Genomic DNA, 15,695 nt, shown 5'->3' with positions numbered 1-15,695 from the left:
GCCCAACTCGCGGCCCGATACAGGCCAGAACGCTACGTCCTAAGCAAGTTTGGCGCGCTGAAACACCGGCGAGGTGCCGAAATGCGCCCGAAACACCTTGGAGAAATGCGAGGTGGATTGAAAACCGCAGGCCATGGCGATTTCCGTTACCGATTGCTCGGTCTGCACCAGCAGGTTCTGTGCCCGGTTCAGTCGCATCTCCATGAAATAGTGCTTGGGGGTAGAATTCAGGTAGCGCGCGAACAACCGCTCCAACTGCCGGGTCGATATGCCCAGGTCTTCGGCGATCAGACTGGGCGACAGGGGGGTTTCGATGCTGGATTCCATGATGGCAATGGCGCGTTTCAGGTGTTCATTCCGCATCCCGTGCCGGGACTGGATTGATACGCGCTGCGCCGCAGTTCCTTCGCGCACGGCGTTGTAAACCATCTGGTCGGCAACTTCGGTCGCAAGATCGGCACCATGCGCCCGCCCGATCAGATGCAGCATAAGATCTGCCGCGGCCGTCCCGCCAGAGGCGGTGATAATCTTTTCGCGCGCGCAGAACACATTGCGGACCAGGCGAACCTCGGGAAATTCTTCCTGAAACAAGTCATGCCAAGCCCAGTGAACCGATGTCTCAACCCCATCGAGGAACCCGGCCTTGGCCAGCACATAGGCCCCGGAACAGATGGCCCCAAGGGGCGTGCCCGACGCCCGTTCACGCCGCAGCCAGTTCAGGACAGGGCCTGTGGTGTGGGTCTGAACATCGACACCCGAGATCACGAACAATCGGTCGGTATGGCGCGTAGGCTCCAGCCCCGCCTGCGTCAGTGTAACCGAGCCGTTCGAGCAGGTGGCGGTTTTGCCATCCTCGCTGACAAGGGTCCAGCGATAGAGCGGCTTGCCGGAAACCAGATTGGCAATCCGCAGCGGCTCCAATGCGCAGGAAAAGGCGATGTGGGTAAATTCGTGCAGAAGGAAGAAGGTGAAATGCTGGGGTCCGGTCATGTCTTCCTCCATAAAAAAGGGGCCGCCCCGGAAGGCGGCCCCCAAGGTCTGTCAGCCCAACTTACTTTGCCGCAGCACGGGCTGCAGCCAGCCAGGCGTCATAATCAGCCTGGTGCGCCTTGATCCATTCATCGGCATGACGCTTGATGTCGTCATTCGAATTCTGGCCATCGGCGATCATCTTGTTTTCTGCCGAGATGTCGTTGATGTCCAGCTTTGCAACCTCGAACAGCTTTGCCGCAGCCGGGTTGGCCTTCAAAAAGTCGTTGCGGGCGATAATGCCGATTTCGTCCACCGCAAAGCCCAGGTTCTTGCCGTTGAACTCGGTGTTGCCGGTGGCCCCATCGGGCAGCGCGGTGAAGGGCACACTCAGCCATTCCACGTCACGACCGGGGACAAGCGCGCCCGAAACCCAATAGGGGGTCCAAGTATAGTACAGGATCGGCTGGCCGTTCTGGAAGCGCGCCATCGTGTCGGCGATCATTGCCTGATAGGCACCCTGATTGTGGGTCACGGTGTCGCGCAGCTTATAGGCGTCAAGGCCAGTTTCAATCACCCGCTCGCAGCCCCAGCCGGGAATGCAGCCGGCAAGGTCGGCCTTGCCATCGCCATCCGCGTCAAACAGCTTGGCAACGGCCGGGTCGGCCAGTTGGCTCAGGTCGTGGATGCCGCTGTCATAGGTTTTCTTGTCGATCAGATAGCCTTGCAGCGCGCCTTCGATATAGTGGCCGACCTTCGACATCACCGCATCGCCGCCAGCTTCCTGATAGAAGCCGTCATGCAGGGTGCGCCATTCAACTGCCGTAAAGTCGGCATCCCCCGCGCCGACAGCCAGGATCATCGTCTGATACTCGGCCTCGTTCGGCTCGGCGATGGTATAGCCCAGATCTTCCAGCGCGCGGAACAGGATCTCGTGCTGGAAATGCTCTTCGATCTGCACCGGCAGGATCGGGCGCACAGTCACGCCCTCACCGGGTTTGTCCTGCGCGAAGGCGGGAACCGCAAGGGCCAGCGCCAGGGCGGTCGTCATGAACAGTTTCATTCGATATCTCCCAGTTGTTTTCAGTTGTTTTTTTCAGTTGGTCTTCTTGAACATGGCAGTCAACACGCCCGCCGGGCCGGTCTCCCACCAATGCCGATGCCCGCGCTCCCGGCCCGACCGGCCAAGCCCTTGGGTAATGCGGTCCAGAACGATGGCCAGCATCACGATCCCCAAACCGCCGACGATGGCCTTGCCGGCATCCAGCCGCCCCATCGCCCGCAGCACCTCGTTCCCCAGTCCCTTCACGGAAATCATCGAGGCGATGACAACCATCGAAAGCGACAGCATGATCGTCTGGTTCAGCCCGGCCAGAATGGTCGGCGTCGCCAGTGGCAGCTCGACCTTGCGCAGGATCTGCGCAGGAGAGGCTCCAAAGGCGCGCGCCGCCTCGACCACCGAAGGGTTCACCCCCCGGATGCCCAGCGAGGTCAGCCGGACCAGAGGCGGCAAGGCAAAGATGATCGTGACGATCACGCCAGAGACGTTGCCGATGCCGATCATCATCACCACCGGCACCAGATAGACGAAGGCCGGGATGGTCTGCATCGTATCCAGCACAGGGCGGATAAAGGCCTCGAACCTGTCGCTCTTGCCTGCCAGAACCCCCAGAGGCAGCCCGATCAGCACGCACAAGATCACCGAAGCGGTGACAATCGCCAGCGTGGTCATCGCCAAGCCCCAGGCCTCGGGTGCAAGCAGGCCCAGAACCAGCAGGCAACAGCCGACCACGATCGCCGCCCTTCGCCCCGCCGCCTGCCAGGCGATCAGTGCAACAATCACCAGCATCACCAAGGGTGGCACCGCATGAAGTGCGCCTTCAATACCCACGATCACCGATTCGAAGAACCGCTTGATGGGCTGGATCATCTCGCGGTGGGAAATCGCCCATTGCTTGATGCCGTCCGCCCAGGACGCAATGCCCAGATCGATGGAGGCAAAGGGGTTCAGCCAGTCAAAGCTCGTGTCAGCCATCAGGCAGCCCTCTCTTCATCACGTCCCTGGATACCGCGCAGCAGCGCGCGCTTGGTCACCACGCCGATCGGCGCGCCCTCTGCCGCGATCAGGATCGGATGGTCGGTGCCCACCGCCAGATCGACCAGCTCGTTGAGCTTGTCTTCCGGCTTGCCAACCGGCCAGGTGCCCATGTCTTGCGGGCCATTGGCCTGCACATAGGCAGCCATCGGCTGCATGATCCGCGCTGCGGTCACCAGATCCAGCTTGGAAATCCCCGCCACGAACTCGGCCACATAATCGTCTGCCGGTTCTGTCACGATCTCTTCCGGCGTGCCGATCTGCACCAGCACCCCATCCTTCATGATGGCGATGCGGTCGCCGATACGGATTGCCTCGTCCAGATCATGGGTGATGAAGACCGTGGTCTTGTGCAGTTCCGCCGACAGCTCCATGAAGGTGCCCTGCAATTGCCGCCGGATCAGCGGGTCCAGCGCGCTGAAAGGCTCGTCCATCAGCAGGATCGTCGGGTCCGCCGCCAGCGCACGGGCCAGCCCTACGCGCTGCTGCATGCCGCCCGATAGCTCGTCAGGATACTTTGCATCCCATCCCGTCAGATCCACCATTTCGATGGCCTTCGCGGCAACCTTTGCCCGCTCGGCATCCGACACGCCGCGCACTTCCAGCGAGAACGCCACATTGTCGCGCACAGTCCGGTGCGGCATCAGCGCCATTGATTGAAAGACCATGCCGATCTTTTCCGCCCGCAGTTTGCGCAGCGCCTCGGCATTCATCGCATTGACGTTTTCGCCCTCGATATAAACCGCCCCAGAGGTCGGTTCGATCAGTCGGTTGATGTGGCGGATCAAGGTAGATTTGCCCGATCCTGACAGCCCCATGATGCAAAAGATTTCACCCCGTCCCACGGTGAAACTTGCGTCCTGCACACCGACAACACAGTCAAACTGTTCGCGAATGTCCTTTTTTGAAAGGCCGCGCGCGCGCACCGCCTCCATCGCGTGGCGCGACTTGTCGCCAAAGATCTTCCAGATTCCTTCGCAGCGGATCACGTCCTCGCGGGTTTCAGCCATGCAGAATCTCTCCTCCCGGTTTCCAAACTACAACCATATAATTTTAATGTAGACAATATGTATTTTATTAGACTACACAGAAAGCAAGCTACCTGAATCACGGTGAAGACCCCCGGATCAGGCAGGAGAGAACCCTTGGACATCGATTCCCGCAGCAAGAAGACCCAGTGCATCGAGGACCTGCGCCGCAAGGTTCTGACCGAGGCGTTGGAGCCGGGCGTCTATCTGGATGAAACCGAACTTGCGGAAATCTATGGTATTTCTCGCCCCCCCCTGCGGGAGGTGCTGCGCCAGCTTGCCGGTGAGGGCTATCTGGTCTTGCATGAAAACCGTGGCGCGCAGGTGGCGCCCATGTCACACAAGACGCTGCGCAATTTCTTTGTGGCCGCCCCGATGATCTATGCGGCGACAACGCGCCTTGCGGCTGAAAACGCCACATCTGCGCAGGTCGTAAAGCTGAAGGAATGCCAGTGGGCGTTCCGTCAGGCGATCAAGTCCGGTGATGCGGCCGAAAGGGCGCTGGGGAACGAGCGCTTCCATTCAATCATCGGCGAAATGGCCGATAACGAATACCTGACGCCCAGCCTGCGCCGCCTGCTGATCGACCACACCCGCATCGGGATGACCTTTTACAACCCACGTAAGCTGCACCTCGCCCCGCAGCGAGAGCTTGCCGCCGACCAGCACGACCAGTTCATTGACCTGATCGAAGCCGGAAATGCCGACGCCGCTGCCAATCTGGCCGTGGCCCACTGGGAGCTGTCTCGCGCCCAGATCGAAAGCTTCGTCACCCCCGAAAGCATCAACATTCCTCTGGGCCGCGCGCCCGGAGTAGCCGAAACACGAGGAGCCTCATGAAATTCGAAGGCATCTACACCCCCGCCATCACGCCCCATCGTGAGGACGGAACTATCGACCGCGACGCTTTTGTCGCACAGTTGGAATACCTGATCGCTGCGGGCGTTCATGGCATCATCAATGGCGGTTCGACCGGCGAATATTATGCCCAGTCGATGCAGGAACGCCTTGAAATGGCAAGCCTTGCCCGTGAGGTGACCAAGGGCCGGGTGCATCTGATGCTGGGCACCGTGGCGATCCGGCTGGAAGATTCGGTCATCATGGCCGAACATGCCGCCAAGATCGGCGCGGATTCGATCCTGGTGGGCAGCCCGCCCTATTCCGTGCCGACCGAGCGTGAAAACGCGCTGAATGCGCTGGCCATCGACCGCGCCGCCGATCTGCCGATCATGCTGTATAACTATCCCGGCCGGATGGGCATCAACATGGGCGAGGAGTTTCTGGACCGTGCCGGCCGCAGCCGCAATTTCTGCGCCATCAAGGAATCCTCGGGCGACATCAACCGCGTCCACCTGTTGGCCCGCGACTATCCGCATATCCAGATGTCTTGCGGTATGGACGATCAGGCGCTTGAATTCTTCGCCTGGGGCGCGCGGTCCTGGGTTTGTGGCGGATCGAACTTTTTGCCCGCCGAACATCTGGCGCTGTACAAGGCCTGTGCAATCGAAGGTAATTTCGACAAGGGCCGTCGCATCATGTCGGCGCTGATGCCGCTGATGCGCGTTCTGGAACAGGGTGGCAAGTTCATCCAGTGCATCAAGCACGGCTGCGAAATGATGGGCCAGTATGCCGGCCCGCCGCGCCCGCCGCTGAAAGGCCTGAACAAAGATGACAAGCGCCAGTTGGAACAAACCGTGCGCGTGTTGAAAACCACCATCGCCCAGATCGTTGCGGAGTGAACCGATGAGCCTTCTGACCACCGAAGAATACAAGGCCATCGCCGCCGGTCTGTCCATTCCGACCCAGGCTTTCATCGACGGCCATTTCCGCCCCGCCATCGCAGGCAAGACCTTTGACACGGTCAATCCCGCCACGGGCGATGTGCTGGCCAAGGTTGCCGCTTGCGGGCCCGAAGATGTGGACCTTGCCGTGGCAAAGGCCCGCGATGCCTTTGAAGACGGCCGCTGGTCGCGCCTGCATCCGAAGGACCGCAAAGAGACCCTGATCAGGCTGGCGAAACTGGTCAAGCGCAACGCCCGCGAACTGGCGGTGCTGGAAAGCCTCGATTCCGGCAAGACGATTTATGACTGTGAACAGGTTGATATCCCCGAGACGATCAATTGCCTGACTTGGCACGCCGAGCTGATTGACAAGATCTACGATCAAGTCGCCCCGGCATCGGACAACCACATCGCCATGGTGGTGCGTGAACCCGTGGGCGTTGTCGGACTTGTCCTGCCGTGGAACTTCCCGCTTCTCATGCTGGCGTGGAAGATCGGCCCGGCGCTGGCCGCCGGATGTTCGGTCATCGTCAAACCGGCCGAGGAAACCCCGCTGACCACCCTTCGCATGGCCGAACTGGCGATGGAGGCGGGCATTCCTGCGGGCGTCTTCAACGTGGTGCCCGGCACCGGGCCAGAGGTTGGCGAACCCATCGGTCGCCACATGGACATTGACGCTGTGTCCTTTACCGGCAGCACCGAAACCGGGCGACGCTTCCTGCGCTATGCGGCGGAATCCAACCTCAAGGAAGTCACGCTGGAGATGGGTGGCAAAAATCCGGCTGTGGTGCTGGATGACGCCGAAAACCTTGACCGGGTTGCGGCCCATATCGTCAACGGTGCTTTCTGGAACATGGGCGAAAACTGCTCTGCCTCCTCGCGCCTGATCGTGCAGAAGGGTGTCAAGGAAGAGCTGCTGAAGCGTATCGTCGCCCATGCCCGCGAATGGCCGATGGGCGACCCGATGGATCCGGTGAACCGGGTGGGCGCGCTGGTGTCCAAGGCGCATTTCGACAAGGTTTGCAGCTATCTGGAGAAGGGCCCCAAGGTCATCCTTGGCGGCAAGGCCAGCAAGGGCTTTGTCGAGCCGACAATCCTTGATGTTCCGCGCGATGCCAAGCAAGCGCGCGAGGAGATCTTTGGCCCGGTGCTGTCGGTTCTTACGGTTGACAGCTTTGACGAAGCCATCGCGCTGGCGAATGACACCGAATATGGCCTTGCCGCCAGCATTTTTACCGCCAACATCAAGCGCGCCCTGCGCGGCGCCCGCGCGCTGCGGGCCGGAACTGTCACGGTGAACTCCTTCGGTGAGGGTGATATTTCTACCCCCTTCGGCGGGTTCAAGCAGTCGGGATTCGGTGGGCGCGACAACGGCATCCACGCCCATGACCAATACACCCAGGTCAAGACGATCTGGGTCGATCTGGCCGATGATACGGACGAAGCGGTGGGCTGATGCGGCGTATCGACCCTTTCGGCAGGGGTAGGGTCGCGGTTGCCAGGTCTGCAAGCGGGGCGGCGGCGCAAGCGCTTCCTTGCGTGCCGCCCTGGTGCCGGACAAAGATGACTTGACAGCCGGAGCGGTTTTCACCGCCGCCCAGACGTGCCAGAAGATGAGGACCCAGATGACCCGATATGAGGCCCGCCGCACGCCCGTGCACAAAGGCCCCGCTGCATGGTCCGCCATTTTGCCGGGCCAGCCAGCGCCCCTGTCCCTGCCGGGCGACCAGAGGGTTGATGTGGCGATCATCGGTGGCGGATTTGCCGGCCTTGCTGCAGCCCGCAGGTTGCGCGAACTGGACCCGACCTTGAAAATCGCCGTGCTGGAGGCAACCCGCCTTGCCGAAGGGGCCTCGGGCCGCAATTCAGGCTTTATGATCGACCTGCCGCATGAACTTACCTCGGATGACTACGCCGGGCATGGCGATGACGGGGGGATGATCGCGCTGAACCGGCAGGCCATCGCCTTTGCGCGGGGCGCAGTTGCGGATTACGGCATCAGGGCCGATTATTTTGACCCGGTGGGCAAGGTGAATGGCGCGGCCTCTGACACTGCCGATACGCTGAACCGCAGCTATGCCGATCATCTGACCTCGCTGGGCGAACCGAACGAGCGCCTTGATGCCAAGGGGATGTTCGATCTGACCGGCAGCCGCCACTATGTCTCGGGGCTTTACACCCCCGGCACGGTGATGCTGCAACCGGCTGGCTTTGTGCGCGGCTTTGGCGAGGGGCTGCGCGCCTCGGGCGTGGGGGTGTGGGAAAACACGCCCGTCACCGCCTTTGCCCGCAGCGGCAGCGGCTGGACCGTAACCACCCCCCACGGCCACGTTTCGGCGGGCAAGATCATTCTGGCGAACAACGGGCATCTGGAAAGCTTTGGCTTTGCCCAGAACCGCCTGATGCACGTTTTCCTTTATGCCTCGATGACGGTGGATCTTTCTGCCCAGACGGTGAAAGCGCTGGGTGGTCAGCCGCGCTGGGGTGTGACCCCCGCCGATCCGATGGGCACCACGATGCGCCGGATCGACACAGCCCTTGGCGGCAACCGCATCATCACCCGCACCTGTGCCAGCTTTCTGCCGGAAATGGAGGCGTCGGATGCCGCGCTAACCCGCACAGCCGCCGTCCATCGCCAGAAATTCGCCGACCGCTTTCCGGCGCTGAAAGGCGTGAAGCAGGAATACACCTGGGCCGGGCACCTGTGCCTGACGCGCAATGGCGTCTCGATTGCCAGAGAACTGGAGGCGGGGCTTTTCGCTGCCACTGTCTGCAACGGCCTTGGCACCGCACGTTCAACACTGACCGGCATTGCCGCCGCCGAGCTGGCGATGGGTCTGGAAACCGACGCCACCCGTCACTTTGCCAAGGATGCCCAGCCGACGAAACTGCCGCCAAAGCCATTCTCGACCCTGGGGGCAAATGTGTTCCTGCGCTACAAGGAATGGCGGGCGGGACGGGAATGAACACGATGCCTGTCGCCATCGTCACAGGGGCCAGTCAAGGGATTGGCAAGGGCATCGCGCTTGCCCTGCTGGCCACGGGTGTGCAGGTGATTGCGCTTGGCCGGTCGCAGGCAAAACTTGACGCCCTGCGGCAAGAGGCCGGGCCAAATGCCGATGCCTTGCTGTGCGAGGTGATGGATGTCGCCGACAGCGCGCGGTTCACTGCCGGGCTTGATCGTTGGATCGCCGATTTCGGCGGCATCGACCATCTGGTGAATGCCGCCGGTGTGCTGGAGGCGGGTCGTCTGCTGGATTGCCCCGCAGATGGCATTCGCCGCATTGTCGAGACAAACTTTCTGGCCACGCTGGAGCTGACCCTGCCCGTCGCCCGCCATATGGCCAGCCGTCGGCAGGGCGGCATTGTAACCATCGGCTCGAATTCGGGCACCACGCCACGGGTGGGGCTGGGGGCTTATCCTGCGTCAAAAGCCGCAATCATCCATGCGATGAAATGCCTTGGGCTGGAACTGTCCGACTATGGCGTGCGCTGCAATATCGTCTCGCCCGGATCGACCAACACCGAGATGCAGCGCCAGACCCAGGCGGCCACGTCCGGCCTTGAAGGGGTGCTGAACGGTGATCCCAAGACCTGGCGGCTAGGCATACCCTTGCGCCGCATGGCCGAGGTGGACGACGTGGCCGATCTGGTGCTGTTCCTGCTATCTGACCGGGCGCGGCACATCACGATGGAGAACATTGTGATCGATGGTGGGGCAACCTTGGGAACAAGGTAAAGGAACGCCGGGGTGGCCCCCGACGCGGTTTAGGGCAAGCTCAACTTTGCCATCCGGCCACCATCAACCGTCCAGACTTGCCCCGTCACAAACGCCGCCTCGTCCGAGGCCAGCCATGCCACCAGCGCCGCCACTTCCTCGGGCTTGCCGGTCCGCCCCACCGGATGGATACGCCCGATATTGGCGCGAAACGCCGCCGGGTCCGGCATGGCGTTGACGAAGGCTTCGTTCAGCTCGGTGTCAATCCAGCCGGGTGCAACGGCGTTGCAGCGCACGTCTGTCGATTCGTCCACCGCCACAGCGCGGGTCAGCCCATGCAGGCCCGCCTTCGACGCCGAATAGGCGGCGTGCTGCGGGTTGGACCCCAGCCCCTCGATAGAGCCTATGTTGACAATTGCGCCCCGCCCCGTGCGCAGATGCGGCAGTGCAGCCTTGATGAACAAGAAGGGCGCGGTCAGGTTGACGCGCAGATTGCGCTCCCAATCTTCAAGCGACATGGCTTCGGCGCGGGCCTCCTGCATCATGCCAGCGTTGTTCACCAGCACATCCAGACGGCCCGCGCGGGCGATGATTTCGGCCACCACATTTGCGGGGCTGGCGGTGTCGGTAAAATCGGCCTCGATGCCCTCGAACGCGGCATCCGGGCCACGCTGGGCGGTAAACACCCGCGCGCCCTCGTCGGCAAGGCGGCGGGCAATGGCTTGCCCGATGCCAGACCGCCCGCCCGTCACAAGCGCGGTTTTTCCTGCAAAGCGGCTCATTTCACAGGCTTCCCGCCATTCACCTCTACCACCGCGCCCACCATGTAGCGCGAGGCGTCCGAGGCGAGAAACACGATCACGTCGGCAATATCTTCCGGCTCGGCGATCCGGCCCAGCGGCACGGATTTGCCCAACTCGGCCACGGCACTATCGGGATCGAACCCGCGCTTGGCAAAGCCGGTGCGCAGCATGGGGGTGTTTACCTCGTTCGGGGCGACGGCATTGATACGGATGCCCTTGTCGGCGTGATCCATGCCCATGCACTGCGTAAGTGAGGCGATCGCGGCCTTGGTCATGCAATAGACCGCATGACCCGGACCGGGACGCAAACCCCAGCACGAGGCGACGTTGACGATGGCACTGCCCGGCCCCATCAGCGGAATGGCCGCACGGCAGATGCGGAACGGCGCCTGCACATTCACCCCGACCGACAGATCCCAATCGGCATCCGTGGTTTCATCCACCTTGCCACGGGTGATCACGCCTGCGTTGTTGACGATGATGTCCAGCCCGCCCAGCGCGGCCTTGGCCGCAGCGGGCAAGCCATCGGCATAGGCGGCTTCCAGCAGGTTCCCCGGCAGATGCGCCTCGGCCTCAACCGCCGATACATCGCGGTCTGCAACCGCCACCGCAACGCCCTGCGCCCGCAAAGCCTTAACCACCGCAGCGCCGATGCCACCCGCTGCGCCCGTTACAAGCGCCTTCTTTCCCCTAAGATCGTTCATTTCTTTCCTCAGCCGAATGACAGAACCGGATTGCCGAAAGCACCCTCATCCGGCACCACACCAAGACCGGGACCTTCCGGCAGCTTGATATGGCCGCCAATGATGTCGATGCCGTTTTTGGCATCATAGTGACCTTCGATATAGGGCGCGGCCAGCCAGACGCCCTCGTTCAACCGGGGGGCAACCGTCGCGCCGATATGGGTGCAGGCAGCAGCCATGATATCGCCGCCCCAGGCATCATCGCAGGTGTGGGGCAGGCTGCGGGCCTCGCAGACGTCACGGAAGGCGGCCATCTGTTGCAGGCCACCGATACGGGTGACCTTCATGCCAAAGCCATCAACCAGCCCCTGCCCCGCTGCGCGGATGACGGTGGCAAGATCTTCTGAATTTTCATCCATATAGATGCCGTGATGCACCTGACCCCGGATCGCGGCAAGCTCCTCTATGGTGTTGCAGGGCTGTTCAAGGATGAAGGGGATATCCGGGCATTCGCGGGAAAGCCGCAGCGCATCACGGGTGGGCAGGCCGCGGTTGCCATCGGCCGCCAGACGCACACCCTTGCCGCGGATCACCTCCCAGACCTTGCGCATCACGGCGATGTCCACCTCGACCGGGCGCCCGCCGATCTTGATTTGCAGGCGGGGATAGCCCTCAGCCACCTTTTCGGCGGCAACGCGGGCGATCTCATCCGGCTCGCCCACGCCGGTGGCGAAATAGGATGGCACGTTTTCCTGCGCCACGCCGCCCAAAAGCTCGGCCACACGCAGGCCGGTTGCCTTGCCCATGATGTCATACGCCGCGATGTCGATTGCGGCCTTGGCATAGCGGTGACCGTTCAGCAGGCTCTCCATCTTGCGCCGCAGGCTCAGGGGATGAAGCGGGGCACCAATCAGCCCCTGCCCCATCTCGTCCAGCGCGGCGCGGGCACCTTTGGTATGGCTTGGCGCGTAGGTAGAGCCAACCGGGCAGGTCTCGCCCCAGCCAACCAGGCCGGTGTCGGTGACGATCTTGACCAGCGTGGTGTCCAGTGCCCAGACCTTGGCATTGGCCATGGTATAGGGCCCGTTCTTGACCGGCAGGTCATGGGCGTAGACGTGAATTTCCTTGATTTTCATCGGAGCGGTTCCTGGCGTTCAGTCGTTGTCAGAAGGGGGGGATAAGGACCAGTTTGCCAACATGGCCCTTGGCCAGAAAATCCTTCTGGGCCTGAACGATATCGGAAAGGGGATAGGTGCGGGCAACGACGGGGCGGATGCGTCCCGCCTCGATATAGGAGACGAGGTTTTCGAACACCAAATCGTCCTGAAATGTCGCGCCGAACAGGGTAAGGTCTTTAAGGTACAGCGTGCGCAGGTCGATCTGGGCCAGCGGCCCGGCAATGGCGCCCGAAATCACATAGCGCCCGCCCTTTTTCAGCACATCCAAAAGCTGCGGCCAGCCAGAACCACCCACCAGGTCCAGCACGACATCAACGCTGTCGTGGCCAAGTTCCTTGACAAGATCGGCCTTACGATCAACCACCCGGTCAGCGCCAAGGGCCATGACCTCATCCGCTTTGGTCTTGCCCGCCAAAGCGATCACGGTCGCGCCGCGCAGCTTGGCCAGTTGCACCGCCGACGAACCAACGCCCCCCGACGCGCCGGTAATCAGCACCGTTTCGGCCCCGACCTTGCCCCGGTGCAGCATGTTTTCTGCCGTTGACCAGGCGCAGGGTATGGTGGCCAGTTCGGCATCCGTCCAATCGCAATCAACCGCAAACGTCTCGCGCGAAGGGGCTACGGTATATTGCGCAAAGCCCCCGTCGCATTCAGACCCGAAGGTCCAGCAGTCAAAGGGCTTCCAGCCGACATAGCTTCGCAAAAGGTTGCGCACGATCACCCGTTCTCCGATCCGCGCGGCGGTCACACCCTCGCCCACGGCGACGATCTGCCCGCAAGCGTCCGCCCCTTGAATGCGGGGAAACTTCAGCGGAACGCCAGACCAGCTTGCATCGGCATCATCGGCCCCCTGAAAGCCCCCCGCTCCGCCCAGATTCGAGCCTTCTGTCACCGCCTTGGAATACCAGCCCGTACGGGTGTTGATGTCGGTGTTGTTTATCGCCGCAGCGGCGACACGGATCAGCACCTCTCCGGGCTTTGGCTGTGGCACCGCAACATCGGTCCGGTATTCCAGCGCCTCGTATCCGCCGTGGCCGGTCAGCAGGACGGCGTGCATGATGCGACCCAAGGTCTTCTCCCTAGTGGATGTTTGCGGCAGCCAGGGCCGCGCGGGCGGCCTGCATGGCGGCGTCATAGGCAATCTCGCGGCCTTGCAACCGTGCAGCCTGGGTCATGCCCTCGTGCAGCAGGAACAGCGTTTCGGCCAGATGGCCGGTGTCCTGCCCCGGCACCACACGAGCCAGACGCTGCCGGAACTCATCTGCCAGCCGTGCCTTGTGATCACGCACGACCGCAGCAATGGCTGCACTGTCGGGATACTGCGCCCAGGCGTTCAGGAACAGGCAGCCGGTGTTCGCCACCTCGGCCAGCCAGTCGCCCAACCGGACCAGTGGATGCAGCACATGCGCAGCACCATCTTCTGGTCCGCCCTCCAGCCAGCGGGAATAGGTTACATCGCGGTGCTCCAGTGCGCCGACGATCATCGCCTCGCGGCTGGGGAAGTGCTTGTAAAGCGTGCGCAGCGACACATCCGCCTCGGCCCGCAGCGCCTCGACTCCCTGCTCGGCAAAGCCCAGCGCGGCAAAGCTGCGTTCCAGGTCCGAGGCGATTCTGTCTTTTGTGCTGATCATGGCCCACGAAGTAGAATGATTGCTCTACCTTTGCAAAGAAAAAGTAGAGCGATCACTATACCTGTCGATAGAAAAAAGAAGGCCGCCCCGAAAGGCGGCCAGTCACAGGGATCAGTGTTCGGTGTTCAACTCGTCCACCGCCGGAATTTCGCGCTCGCGGCGGGCGATATAGTCCAGCAGGGCTTCATTCACGCCTTCGTCCAGCTTGGGCTCCTCATAGTCGGCCAGAAGCTGCTTTGCGCGGTCCAGCGCACGCTGCGTGATCTCGACCGAGCCTTCGGCCTGCCATTGTTCAATGCTGTTGTTGTCAAACAGCTTCGGCATGAAGAAGGCGCGCTCAAAGTTTTCCAAAGTATGCGGGTGGCCCAGATAATGCCCGCCGGGGCCGACATCGCGCACCGCCTGCATTGCCTCGTCAAAGTCATCCCAGCGCGGGCCTTCGGCCATGCGGTAGCCCATCTGGCACATTTCGGCATCGACCACGAACTTGGCGGTGGAGCAATGCATGCCCGCTTCGTTCCAGCCAGCCGAATGCCAGATGTAATTGGCACCCGCGTGCAGGACGGCGTTCATCGTCATGGCGCTTTCATACCCGGCCTGCGCGTCAAAAGTCTTGGCCCCACCCAGGTTGTTCGAGGTGCGCCACGGCACGTTATAGTAACGCGCCATCTGGCCGATCATGAAGTTCATCAGCGAAATTTCGGGCGTGCCCGCCATCGGTGCGCCGGATTTCATGCTGACCGTGGACAGGTAATGGCCATAGATCGCCGGGGCGCCCTTGCGGATCACTTGCGTATAGGCCAGCGCCGACAGCGCCTCGGCATTAAGTTGCGCCACAGCGGGGGCAACCGAGGCCGGGGTATTGGCCCCGCCCAGCACGAAGGGCGAGCACAGGACCGGCTGCTTACGCTTCACAAAGGCGCGCATCGCAGACAGCATCGTCTCATCCCAGACCAGCGGCGAGTTGCCGTTGCAGTTGCCGGTGGTGACGGGGGTTTCCTCCATCACATCCGCCCCGAACAGGATCTCGCACATCGCCATCACGTCTTCGGCGTTCTTGCCGCTGGTCGTCATGCCCATGAAGGTCTTGTCGGAATGCTTCATCGACGAATAGGTGATGTGCAGGTGGCGGTGGCTGACCTTCATATCCATCGGCTCCACAATGTGGTGCGCGGTGGAATGCAGCGCCGGCGACATATGCGACAGCTTGTGGAACATGTTCAGGTCGGCGATCGTCGGCCAGCGGCGCACGTCATCCAGATCGCGGATAAAGGGCGCGCCGGTCATCGGTACAAAGATCGAATGCTTGCCGCCGAAGGGCAGGCTTCTTTCCTGATTCCGCGCCCGATATGTCCAGCCCGAGGGGATGGTGGAGATCAATTCGCGCACAAGACCGCGGTCCAGATAGACCCGGTCGCCATCAACTTTGGCCCCAGCGCGTTTCCAGTCGGCAATCGCGATCTCGTCGCGGAAGATCACGCCAATCTCTTCCAGAATTGACATCGAGGCATTGTCGATCTGTTCGACACGACCCTGATCCATCACCTCGCATTCCGGGATGCCGCGCTTTAACGCGGGAAGCATTTCGAAATCGGGGGCAGCACGCAGGGCACGGCGGGCGCCACGGCCTCCGGCGCGGACAGTTCTGGCAACTTCACTCATGGCGTCCCTCCTGGCGATACGGGTGCTGACATGAGGGGTTGGAAGGGCTGTCGTCACAGTCGCGGCTGCGAAGCGGATGGGCAATTTTGCGACATCAAAGGCGCCTGCGCACTGGACCTTGTAAGTAGGCGCAGGAAGAAAGGGGTC

15 protein-coding genes are annotated in these 15,695 nt (G+C 62.0%); 5 read left to right on the top strand and 10 right to left on the bottom strand.

The window, feature by feature from the left end:
• Positions 1-39 precede the first annotated feature (39 nt).
• The 4 genes from JI744_RS08375 to JI744_RS08360 form a co-directional block, all read right to left on the bottom strand.
• Positions 40-990: a GlxA family transcriptional regulator gene (locus tag JI744_RS08375; protein ID WP_202659492.1), complete on the bottom strand. Its 951-nt coding sequence runs from the start codon at positions 988-990 to the stop codon at positions 40-42.
• A gap of 61 nt (positions 991-1,051) precedes the next feature.
• Positions 1,052-2,032 carry a glycine betaine/L-proline ABC transporter substrate-binding protein ProX gene (proX, locus tag JI744_RS08370; protein WP_202659490.1) on the bottom strand — a complete coding sequence of 327 codons (981 nt, stop codon included), beginning with the start codon at positions 2,030-2,032 and terminating at the stop codon, positions 1,052-1,054.
• 33 nt (positions 2,033-2,065) lie between these two features.
• Positions 2,066-3,004, bottom strand: coding sequence for an ABC transporter permease (locus JI744_RS08365; RefSeq protein WP_236019343.1), 939 nt, complete (start codon positions 3,002-3,004; stop codon positions 2,066-2,068).
• A complete protein-coding gene (locus JI744_RS08360) occupies positions 3,004-4,074 on the bottom strand; it encodes a quaternary amine ABC transporter ATP-binding protein (protein WP_202659488.1) in 1,071 nt (356 codons plus the stop codon). The genes JI744_RS08365 and JI744_RS08360 overlap by 1 nt, the downstream gene beginning before the upstream one ends.
• A gap of 135 nt (positions 4,075-4,209) precedes the next feature.
• Between JI744_RS08360 and JI744_RS08355 the strand changes: the two genes are divergently transcribed.
• The 5 genes from JI744_RS08355 to JI744_RS08335 all read left to right on the top strand — a co-directional run bounded on the left by JI744_RS08355 (position 4,210) and on the right by JI744_RS08335 (position 9,612).
• Positions 4,210-4,932, top strand: coding sequence for a GntR family transcriptional regulator (locus JI744_RS08355; protein WP_202659486.1), 723 nt, complete (start codon positions 4,210-4,212; stop codon positions 4,930-4,932).
• A complete protein-coding gene (locus tag JI744_RS08350; RefSeq protein WP_202659483.1) occupies positions 4,929-5,831 on the top strand; it encodes a dihydrodipicolinate synthase family protein in 903 nt (300 codons plus the stop codon). The genes JI744_RS08355 and JI744_RS08350 overlap by 4 nt, the downstream gene beginning before the upstream one ends.
• Before the next feature lie 4 nt (positions 5,832-5,835).
• Entirely contained in the window at positions 5,836-7,329 is a 1,494-nt protein-coding gene (locus tag JI744_RS08345; protein WP_202659481.1) for an aldehyde dehydrogenase, read from the top strand.
• A 169-nt stretch (positions 7,330-7,498) separates the two neighbouring features.
• Positions 7,499-8,839, top strand: coding sequence for an NAD(P)/FAD-dependent oxidoreductase (locus tag JI744_RS08340; RefSeq protein ID WP_202659479.1), 1,341 nt, complete (start codon positions 7,499-7,501; stop codon positions 8,837-8,839).
• Positions 8,836-9,612, top strand: coding sequence for an SDR family NAD(P)-dependent oxidoreductase (locus tag JI744_RS08335; RefSeq protein ID WP_202659477.1), 777 nt, complete (start codon positions 8,836-8,838; stop codon positions 9,610-9,612). Before JI744_RS08340 ends, JI744_RS08335 begins: the two co-directional genes overlap by 4 nt.
• A gap of 29 nt (positions 9,613-9,641) precedes the next feature.
• Here JI744_RS08335 and JI744_RS08330 read toward each other — a convergent pair whose 3' ends face one another.
• The 6 genes from JI744_RS08330 to JI744_RS08305 form a co-directional block, all read right to left on the bottom strand.
• A complete protein-coding gene (locus JI744_RS08330; protein WP_202659475.1) occupies positions 9,642-10,373 on the bottom strand; it encodes an SDR family NAD(P)-dependent oxidoreductase in 732 nt (243 codons plus the stop codon).
• Positions 10,370-11,098 (bottom strand): SDR family NAD(P)-dependent oxidoreductase, encoded by a 729-nt coding sequence (locus tag JI744_RS08325; protein WP_202659473.1) that lies wholly within the window; start codon positions 11,096-11,098, stop codon positions 10,370-10,372. Before JI744_RS08325 ends, JI744_RS08330 begins: the two co-directional genes overlap by 4 nt.
• Before the next feature lie 8 nt (positions 11,099-11,106).
• Positions 11,107-12,213, bottom strand: coding sequence for a mandelate racemase/muconate lactonizing enzyme family protein (locus tag JI744_RS08320; RefSeq protein ID WP_202659471.1), 1,107 nt, complete (start codon positions 12,211-12,213; stop codon positions 11,107-11,109).
• Between the two features lie 28 nt (positions 12,214-12,241).
• Positions 12,242-13,312: an alcohol dehydrogenase family protein gene (locus JI744_RS08315; protein WP_202660434.1), complete on the bottom strand. Its 1,071-nt coding sequence runs from the start codon at positions 13,310-13,312 to the stop codon at positions 12,242-12,244.
• Positions 13,313-13,334: 22 nt separating this feature from the next.
• Complete coding sequence (locus JI744_RS08310) at positions 13,335-13,886, bottom strand: TetR/AcrR family transcriptional regulator (RefSeq protein ID WP_202659469.1); 552 nt, start codon at positions 13,884-13,886, stop codon at positions 13,335-13,337.
• A gap of 111 nt (positions 13,887-13,997) precedes the next feature.
• A complete protein-coding gene (locus tag JI744_RS08305) occupies positions 13,998-15,548 on the bottom strand; it encodes a trimethylamine methyltransferase family protein (protein ID WP_202659467.1) in 1,551 nt (516 codons plus the stop codon).
• Positions 15,549-15,695: the final 147 nt, after the last annotated feature.

The sequence above is a fragment of the Fuscibacter oryzae genome, assembly GCF_016765795.1.
Taxonomy (GTDB): domain Bacteria; phylum Pseudomonadota; class Alphaproteobacteria; order Rhodobacterales; family Rhodobacteraceae; genus Fuscibacter; species Fuscibacter oryzae.
The sequence above is the reverse complement of the archived record's forward strand: the minus strand, read 5'-3'. Positions and strand labels throughout refer to the sequence as shown.